At 66.1% G+C, this 8,608-nt stretch carries 7 protein-coding genes; 5 read left to right on the forward strand and 2 right to left on the reverse strand.

Annotated elements, in window-relative coordinates; translation table 11 throughout:
- Nucleotides 1-42 precede the first annotated feature (42 nt).
- The 5 genes from argH to AC3A6B_RS17560 all read left to right on the forward strand — a co-directional run bounded on the left by argH (nucleotide 43) and on the right by AC3A6B_RS17560 (nucleotide 6,285).
- Nucleotides 43-1,440: an argininosuccinate lyase gene (gene argH, locus AC3A6B_RS17540; RefSeq protein WP_487837941.1), complete on the forward strand. Its 1,398-nt coding sequence runs from the start codon at nucleotides 43-45 to the stop codon at nucleotides 1,438-1,440.
- 146 nt (nucleotides 1,441-1,586) lie between these two features.
- Nucleotides 1,587-2,438 carry a glycosyltransferase family 2 protein gene (locus AC3A6B_RS17545; protein ID WP_487837942.1) on the forward strand — a complete coding sequence of 284 codons (852 nt, stop codon included), beginning with the start codon at nucleotides 1,587-1,589 and terminating at the stop codon, nucleotides 2,436-2,438.
- A 26-nt stretch (nucleotides 2,439-2,464) separates the two neighbouring features.
- Nucleotides 2,465-3,436 carry a UDP-glucuronic acid decarboxylase family protein gene (locus AC3A6B_RS17550; protein WP_487837943.1) on the forward strand — a complete coding sequence of 324 codons (972 nt, stop codon included), beginning with the start codon at nucleotides 2,465-2,467 and terminating at the stop codon, nucleotides 3,434-3,436.
- 4 nt (nucleotides 3,437-3,440) lie between these two features.
- Complete coding sequence (locus AC3A6B_RS17555; RefSeq protein ID WP_487837944.1) at nucleotides 3,441-4,814, forward strand: UDP-glucose dehydrogenase family protein; 1,374 nt, start codon at nucleotides 3,441-3,443, stop codon at nucleotides 4,812-4,814.
- Between the two features lie 4 nt (nucleotides 4,815-4,818).
- Nucleotides 4,819-6,285, forward strand: a complete 1,467-nt coding sequence (locus tag AC3A6B_RS17560; protein WP_487837945.1) for a rhomboid family intramembrane serine protease — start codon at nucleotides 4,819-4,821, stop codon at nucleotides 6,283-6,285.
- Between the two features lie 6 nt (nucleotides 6,286-6,291).
- Here AC3A6B_RS17560 and AC3A6B_RS17565 read toward each other — a convergent pair whose 3' ends face one another.
- A complete protein-coding gene (locus AC3A6B_RS17565) occupies nucleotides 6,292-7,590 on the reverse strand; it encodes a hypothetical protein (protein WP_487837946.1) in 1,299 nt (432 codons plus the stop codon).
- Between the two features lie 53 nt (nucleotides 7,591-7,643).
- Nucleotides 7,644-8,192, reverse strand: coding sequence for a DUF3455 domain-containing protein (locus AC3A6B_RS17570; protein ID WP_487837947.1), 549 nt, complete (start codon nucleotides 8,190-8,192; stop codon nucleotides 7,644-7,646).
- Nucleotides 8,193-8,608 lie beyond the last annotated feature (416 nt).

The following is an 8,608-nucleotide window of genomic DNA, read 5'->3' on the forward strand; positions in this document are numbered from 1 at the left end:
CGGGTGCAAACCCATTATTGCCTCCCACCCCGGTTCACCCCCATGACCTCCAACCAACTCGACAAGAAATCCGAAGCCTGGTCCGCCCTGTTCTCAGAACCGATGAGCGACCTGGTCAAGCGCTACACCGCCAGCGTCTTCTTCGACAAGCGCCTGTGGCAGGCCGACATCGAGGGCTCGCTGGCGCATGCGGGCATGCTGGCCAAGCAGGGCATCATCGGCGCCGAGGACCACGCCGCCATCCAGAACGGGATGGCGCAGATCCGCGCCGAGATCGAGTCCGGCACCTTCGACTGGAAGCTCGACCTCGAAGACGTGCACCTCAACATCGAGGCCCGGCTCACGCAGCTGGTGGGCGATGCCGGCAAGCGGCTGCACACCGGCCGCAGCCGCAACGACCAGGTGGCCACCGACGTGCGGCTCTGGCTGCGCGGCGAGATCGACCTGATCAGCGGGCTCCTGAGCGATCTGCAGAAGTCGCTGGTCGCCATCGCCGAGAAGAACGCCGACGTGATCCTGCCCGGCTTTACCCACCTGCAGGTGGCGCAGCCGGTGAGCTTCGGCCACCACATGCTGGCCTATGTGGAAATGTTCGCGCGCGATGCCGAGCGCATGGCCGACGTGCGCCGCCGCGTCAATCGCCTGCCGCTGGGTGCGGCCGCGCTGGCCGGCACCAGCTACCCGCTCGACCGCGAAGCCGTGGCCCGCGCGCTGGGCATGGACGAGGTCTGCCAGAACAGCCTGGACGCGGTAAGCGACCGCGACTTCGCGATCGAATTCACCGCCGCCGCCTCGATCGCGATGGTGCACATCAGCCGCCTGAGCGAAGAGCTGGTGCTCTGGATGAGCCAGGCCTTCGGCTTCATCGACATCGCCGACCGCTTCTGCACCGGCAGCTCGATCATGCCGCAGAAGAAAAATCCGGACGTGCCCGAGCTCGCGCGCGGCAAGACCGGCCGCGTGGTCGGCCACCTGATGGGGCTGATCACGCTCATGAAGGGCCAGCCGCTGGCCTACAACAAGGACAACCAGGAAGACAAGGAGCCGCTGTTCGACACCGTCGACACGCTCAAGGACACGCTGCGCATCTTCGCGGAGATGGTGGGCGGCATCACGGTGAAGCCCGAGACGATGGAAAACGCCGCCTTGCGCGGCTATGCGACCGCGACCGACCTGGCCGACTACCTGGTGAAGAAGGGCCTGCCCTTCCGCGACGCCCACGAAACCGTGGCCCACGCGGTCAAGGCGGCGATCTCGCACAAGGTCGACCTGTCGGAGCTGCCGCTGGCGGTGCTGCAGACCTTCAACCCGAAGATCGAGAAGGACGTCTACGACGTGCTGAGCCTGCGCGGCTCCCTGCATGCGCGCAACATCCTCGGCGGCACAGCCCCGGCCCAGGTACGCAAGCAAATCGCCCGGCATCGCGCCCGGCCCGGCTGAAGCCGTCCACGGGAGCAGGCATGAATGCTGCAGTGCGGTATTTGTGCGCAGTTGTAAAAATGTAGTGCTAAAGTTGCATTGCATCCCGCCTGGGCCGCCTGCAATCTAGCGGGTCCCCGAACCGCACGAGAGCGCCTCCGAATCCAATGGAAAAACCCAACTGCGTCGTCGTCATCCTGACTTTCAATTCCGCCTCGATCATTCGGGAAACCGTGTCGCAGGCGAAGAAGCTGAGCCCGCACGTCTACGTGGTCGATTCGCACTCGTCGGACAACACGGTCGCGATCCTCGAGGAGCTGGGCTGCACCGTGGTGCAGCGGCCCTTTTCCAACTACAGCGACCAGCGCAACTGGGCCATCGCGCAGGTCGAGGCCTCTTACGGCTGGCAGCTGCACCTCGATGCCGACGAGGTGCTGGACGCGCAGGCGGTCGACGAGATCAAGGCCCTGCTTTCGGGCACGCCGCGCTTCGATGCCTACCTGCTGCGCCGGCGCGACTACTTCATGGGCAAGATGCTGCGCTTTTCCGGCGTCAATCCCTGGCACCTGCGGCTGTTCCGCTCGGGCACCGGGCGCTGCGAGTCGCGGCTCTACGACCAGCACTTCATCAGCTCGGCGACGCCCGGCCGCCTCAGCGGCTTCATGCACGACAAGAATTCGGCCCGGCTCAGCGACTGGATCGCGAGCCACAACCGCTGGAGCGATGCCGAAGCCAAGGAAAAGCTCGGCCCCCGCCTGGGCGGCGACAGCGTGCTGCAGCCCCGGCTCATGGGTGACGCGCGGGAACGCACGCGCTTCATCAAGGAGCTTTACTACAAGCTGCCGACCGGCCTGCGCTCGCTGAGCTATTTCGTCTACCGCTACATCTTCCGGCTTGGCTTTCTGGACGGCACCACCGGGTTCTATTTCGCCTTTTTCCAGGCCTTGTGGTTCCGCATGCTGGTCGACGCGAAGATGTACGAGCAGCGCACGACCCAGATGCCCCAACGGCTCAACTGATTTTTCTTACGGAGTGATTTAGCAGCATGCGCCAATACAACGCCTCCAAGAAGATGCTCGTCACCGGCGGCGCCGGTTTCCTGGGCAGCCACCTGTGCGACCGGCTCATCGAGCAGGGTCACGACGTCCTGTGCGTCGACAACTTCTTCACCGGCACCAAGCGCAACATCGAGCACCTGCTCGACCATCCGCGCTTCGAGCTGATGCGGCACGACGTGACCTTCCCGCTCTACGTGGAAGTGGACGAGATCTTCAACCTCGCCTGCCCGGCCTCGCCGATCCACTACCAGCACGACCCGGTGCAGACCACCAAGACCAGCGTGCACGGCGCGATCAACATGCTGGGCCTGGCCAAGCGCGTGCGGGCCAAGATCCTGCAGGCCTCCACCAGCGAGGTCTACGGCGACCCCGAGATCCACCCGCAGGTCGAGGCCTACTGGGGCCGCGTGAACCCGATTGGCATTCGCAGCTGCTACGACGAAGGCAAGCGCTGCGCCGAAACGCTGTTCTTCGACTACCACCGCCAGCACAAGCTGCGCATCAAGGTCGTGCGCATCTTCAACACCTACGGCCCGCGCATGCACATGAACGACGGCCGCGTGGTGTCCAACTTCATCGTGCAGGCGTTGAAGGGCGAGGACATCACGATCTACGGCGACGGCCAGCAGACGCGCAGCTTCTGCTACGCCGACGACCTGGTCGAGGCGATGCTCAGGATGATGAACACCGGCGACGAAGTGCCCGGCCCGATCAACATCGGCAACCCCGGCGAGTTCTCGATGCTGGAGCTGGCCAACAAGGTGATCGAGCTCACCGGTTCCAAGAGCAAGCTGGTGCGCATGCCGCTGCCGGCCGACGATCCGAAGCAGCGCCGCCCCGACATCTCGCTGGCGCAGAAGGAACTCGGCGGCTGGGAGCCCAAGACCCAGCTCGAAGAGGGCCTGAAGAAGACCATCGCCTACTTCGACCAGATCCTCTCGGAATCCAAAGCAGCTTGATCCCATGAACATCACCATCATCGGCACCGGCTACGTCGGTCTCGTCACCGGCGCCTGCCTGGCGGACATCGGCAACAACGTGTTCTGCCTCGACGTCGATCCGCGCAAGATCGCCACGCTCAACGAGGGCGGCATCCCGATCTACGAACCGGGCCTGGGCGAACTCGTCGAATCGAACGTGGCGGCGAAGCGGCTCGCCTTCTCGACCGACATCGAAGCCTCGGTGGCGCATGGCGACATCCAGTTCATCGCCGTCGGCACGCCGCCCGACGAGGACGGCAGCGCCGACCTGCAGTACGTGCTGGCTGCGGCGCGCAACATCGGCAAGTACATGAACGGCTTCAAGGTCGTGGTCGACAAGTCGACGGTGCCGGTGGGCACGGCCGACAAGGTCACGGCCGTGATCCAGGAGGAGCTCGACAAGCGCGGCCGCTCCGACCTGCGCTTCTCGGTGGTGAGCAATCCCGAGTTCCTGAAGGAAGGCGCGGCGGTCGAGGACTTCATGCGGCCCGACCGCATCGTCATCGGCTACAGCGACGACGAGACCGGCCGTGAAGCGCTGGCCGAGATGCGCAAGCTCTACGCGCCCTTCAACCGCAACCACGAGCGCACGCGCGTGATGGACGTGAAGTCCGCCGAGTTCGCCAAGTACGCGGCCAACGCGATGCTCGCCACCCGCATCAGCTTCATGAACGAGCTGGCCAACCTGGCCGACCGCGTGGGCGCCGACATCGAGGCGGTGCGCCAGGGCATCGGCTCCGACCCGCGCATTGGCTACAGCTTTTTGTACGCGGGCACGGGCTACGGCGGCAGCTGCTTCCCCAAGGACATCCAGGCGCTGACGCGCATCGCGCGCGATAACGGCCAGGCGCTGCGCGTGCTCGAGTCGGTGGAAGCGGTCAACGACGAGCAGAAGCGCGTGCTGACCCGCAAGGTGCTGGAGCGCTTCGGCCCGGACCTGAGCGACCGCACCTTCGCGCTCTGGGGCCTGGCCTTCAAGCCCAACACCGACGACATGCGCGAGGCGCCGAGCCGCGTGGTGATCGACGCGCTGCTGCGCGCCGGCGCGCGCGTGGTGGCGCACGACCCGATCGCGGTCGACGAGACGCGGCGCGTGCTGAAGCTCGACTTCGCCGATGCGCCGGCGCTGCTCGAGCGCATCAGCTTCTCGTCGGCCAAGGATCCGATGGAAGCCCTGGCCGGCACGGATGCGCTGATCATCGTCACCGAGTGGAAGGCCTACCGCAGCCCGAATCTCGAGCGGCTCAAGACGCTGATGAAATCGCCGGTGATCTTCGACGGCCGCAATCTCTACGAGCCGACCATCATGAAGGAAGCAGGCGTGGTCTACCAGGGCATCGGGCGCAACAGCCTCTAGCGCCTTGTTCTACGCCATCCCGCTTGAGAGCCGGCCGACCTGGCGCAACCCGCCATGGATGACCGTGCTGCTGATCTTCGTAAACATGCTGGTGTTCTGGGGACCGCAGCGCGCCGAAGACAAGGCGCAGCAGCGTGCTGCGCAGTTCTATGTGCAAAGCGTGCTGCCCAAGCTGGAGCTGCCGCCCTTCGTCGCCTGGCTGCAGGAAACCCGTTCGGCGAACGCGCCGGCGGCGCGGCGGCTGCTGACGCGTGGCGAGGTCGAGCCCCTGCTCGAAGGCCTGCAGCAGGAGAAGGATTTTCTGAAGAAGCTGCACAGCGACGCGGTGATCACGCCCGCCCATCCGCAGTACGCCGAGTGGAAGCGCGACCGGCAGCAGTACGAGGCCCAGCTGCCCGCCCCCTTCACCACGCGCTGGTCGCAGGACCACAACAAGGATGCCGCCTTCGAGCCGTGGACCTGGATCAGCTCGGCCTTCCTGCACGGCAGCACCGGCCACCTGCTGGGCAACATGCTCTTCCTGTTCCTGTTCGGCTTCTCGGTCGAGCTCGCGCTGGGCCGCGGCCTTTATCTCGGCTTCTATCTGCTCGGCGCGGTCGGCGCGTCGGCGCTGGCGGCCTGGGCCTATGCGGGCAAGGGCAGCTATGGCCTGGGCGCATCGGGCGCGGTGTCGGCGCTGATGGGCATGTACGCGGTGATGTACCGGCTGCGGCGCATCCGCTTTTTCTACCAGCTCTTCTTCTATTTCAATTACGTCACCGCGCCGGCGCTGATCCTGCTGCCGGCGTGGATCGCCAACGAGCTGCTGCAGCACGTCGTCGGCGGCCAGGGCATTGCCTACATGGCGCACCTGGGTGGCCTGTTGACCGGTGCGCTGCTGATGGCCGCGGCGATGCGATGGCGCCGGCTCCATTTGCCCGAGGCGCCGGCTTCGGCCACACCGGACGCCTTTGCACAGCACGTCGCGTCGGCGCGCCGTCTCGCAGGCGAGATGAAGTTCGAAGCGTCCTGTGCCGAATGGCGTGCGGCCGCGCAACTCGAGCCCGACGACGCCGACACCCTGCGCGCCTGGTTCAACACCGCGAAGCTGTGGCCCGCCAGCGAGGACTTCCATCGCGCGGCGCACCGCATCTTCCGGCTCAAGCCGCAGGACCCGGTCACGCTGGAGTTGCAGCATGCGAGCTACAAGACCTATCTCGACCACGCCAAGCCCGGCGCGCGCCTCAAGCCCGACGACATGGCGCGGCTGGCGCGGCGCTTCACGCGCGCGCAGCAGTTCACCGATGCCGAGCGCCTGTGCCAGGCGCTGCTGAAGACGGCGCCCGAGCATCCGGACCTGGCCGGCACGCTTTCGCTCTGCGCCAACGGGCTGATGCAGGCCGGGCGGCGCGAGCAGGCGCTCGGCTGGCTGCCGCACCTGCTGCGGCTGGCGCCCGAGGACATGGTGACGCGGATGCTGCAGAAGGGCTGAGCGCCCTCAACCTTGCGGCACCTCGCGCAGCAGCCAGCGCACCTCCTGCGTCTGCTCGCTCTCGGGATAGCGCGCCTCCAGCGTCGTCAGTATCGGCTGCGCCATGTCGCGCCGGTTGAGGCCCTGCACCAGCACGCGCGCGGCCAGCTCGTAGGCTTGCGGGATCGCGGTATGCCCGCGAAAGCGCTTGTCGAATCCGGACAGCAGCGCCAGCGATGCCTTCGCCTCGCCGTTGCGCCACTCGGTACGCGCCAGCGCCATCGTGCCCAGCGGGTCTTCGAGCACGAAGCCGCCGTCTTTCTCGCGACAAACCTTGTAGACCTTGAGCGCTTCCGACGCGAGGTCGCGCGCCAGCAGCATCGCGATCAGCCGCCGCCCATGATCCAGCAGCGTCGCCGTCTTGTCCGGCGTCAGCAGCAGGATGCGGTGGTAACGGCGCTGCGCGACCAGGTCCTCCGGCTGCGTGCGCTGCTCTTCGTAGGCCAGCTCCAGGGCTCCGGCGATATCGCCGTCGGTCACCATCTGCGCGACCAGCGAGTCGGTGATCTGCTGGGCGACCTGCGCCGGTGTGCGAGTGTCGACCGCGCGGTCGTCGGCGCCGGCACCGGGCAAGAGGTCGATGCCCAGCTCCGCATGGTTCTGGTACATCACGTAGCCCAGCAGGCTGGCCATGACCCAGCTGAAATAGATCATCACGAAGTTGATGGCCGGCAGCGCGAACCAGCCGCTCATCACCGGCAGCAGCATGACGATCGCGATCTGCGCGCCCGAGTTCAGCAGGAACAAAAAGACGCACAGCAGCGCATAAGGCCAGCCGACCGCGCGCATCGTCTCCCACACATAGCCCGGATTCAGCGCCTGCCAGAAGCTGCCCGACTGCACCAGCACCATCGTGGTCGCAGGCAAGGTGAACGAGAGCACGAAGATCGCGACATAGCCCAGCGCCGGGCTCCAGGCGCCGACGAAGCCGGCCACGATGCCCTGCAGGATCAGCAGCGCGAACAGCTTCCAGGGCAGGTTCGTCCACTCGTCCTCGAGATTGCGCGGGAAATCGCTGGCGCGCACGATGCCGCGCGCGCCGAGCGCCATCACCTTGAAGCCGTAGCGGCTGGCGGCGAGGACGATGCCGAGCTCCGTCACCACCAACACCAGCCCCTGCGGCAGGAAGAACAGCACGTGAAACAGCAGGCTGCTGAGCGCCAGCAGCGCCGCGTAGCCCAGCGGCTGGAGCTGGAAGGGAAAGGCGAAGAAAGTGTTCAGGCGGTGCCAGAACGGGCGAGGCGCAGGGCTTGTTTGCTCTTGCATGGGCGCTCCAACAAGGGAGCGCCCAGTATAGGTTTCACGTTGTTGCCAACCGCCTACATCGCGCGATAGAAGATGTAGTCGGCCTGGTACTTCACCACCTGCTTCTGCCCTACCGACGACGCGCCGCAGGCCATGGCCGGCGCAACGCCGCCCTGCGTGGCGACACGCTGGATGTAGCTCACGCCCTGCATCGCGCCGCTGCCCATCGCCGGGTTGGCCTTCACGAGCTGGAAGGGAATGTTGCCGGTGCCGTTGGGCGCGACGGCGACTTGCGTGCCCGTGAGCCTGGAGCCGTCCATGCTCTCCCAGGTGGCCGGCGGGCCGTAGTACTTGCCGACCTGCTTGCCGCCGCGGTCCGTCAGCCTGGCATCGGGGCCGACGAAGACCCATTCGTGCTGGCCGGGCGCGTTAACCTTGGCGCGGCATTCGTAGCTGATGTCGCCGGCGCCCACCGTTTCCATCGCGACCTGGTGCCCTGTCGGCACCTTGACGCTGTCGGGCAGGCTGGCTTGCGAGAACATCATGGGCTTGTTCATGCCCATGCCGGAACAGGCGGCGAGGCTGGCGGCGGCCGCGAGGGCACAGAGGCTGCGAATGGTCATGGTCGACTTATATGGACGCCTCCCGTGTGGCAAGTAAGTTCTTGAAGTTCCGGCTGGCGGTAATGACTGCGGTCTTATATCCGGCCTGTTGGTGCAGATCGGACCGAAGCCCGCCGCTGGCCTTGATGGTCATGCGCGGGGTCGGTGCTCATCTCCTTAGTGGGCTTCGCACGAGGGCTTGCCCAGACGACCGATTCAGCTTTACCCGACCCGCGGTCCGACCGCTTCACCATCACTTCATCGACTCGACTCACGCACTCTTTGCGGCTTCCACTCCTATGGTTGTTGTCTCACGTTGTTGATCAAGCCGCCTGCGCTTGCGCGCCGCAGCCACTTGGCGGAGTGCTCTTCCACTCCGATCGGTACGCCCGCCCGTGCGCCACAAGCGCCCAGGCCGTGCGAGCCATCTTGTTGGC

The organism is Variovorax sp. Soil_C_33 (assembly GCF_057656935.1).

What these genes read in the sequence shown, in the direction of transcription:
- AC3A6B_RS17545 (WP_487837942.1), top strand. Translation starts at nt 1,587, where the DNA reads ATGGAAAAACCCAACTGCGTCGTCGTCATCCTGACTTTCAATTCCGCC.
- AC3A6B_RS17555 (WP_487837944.1), top strand. Translation starts at nt 3,441, where the DNA reads ATGAACATCACCATCATCGGCACCGGCTACGTCGGTCTCGTCACCGGC.
- argH (WP_487837941.1), top strand. Translation starts at nt 43, where the DNA reads ATGACCTCCAACCAACTCGACAAGAAATCCGAAGCCTGGTCCGCCCTG.
- AC3A6B_RS17550 (WP_487837943.1), top strand. Translation starts at nt 2,465, where the DNA reads ATGCGCCAATACAACGCCTCCAAGAAGATGCTCGTCACCGGCGGCGCC.
- AC3A6B_RS17565 (WP_487837946.1), bottom strand. Translation starts at nt 7,590, where the DNA reads ATGCAAGAGCAAACAAGCCCTGCGCCTCGCCCGTTCTGGCACCGCCTG.
- AC3A6B_RS17570 (WP_487837947.1), bottom strand. Translation starts at nt 8,192, where the DNA reads ATGACCATTCGCAGCCTCTGTGCCCTCGCGGCCGCCGCCAGCCTCGCC.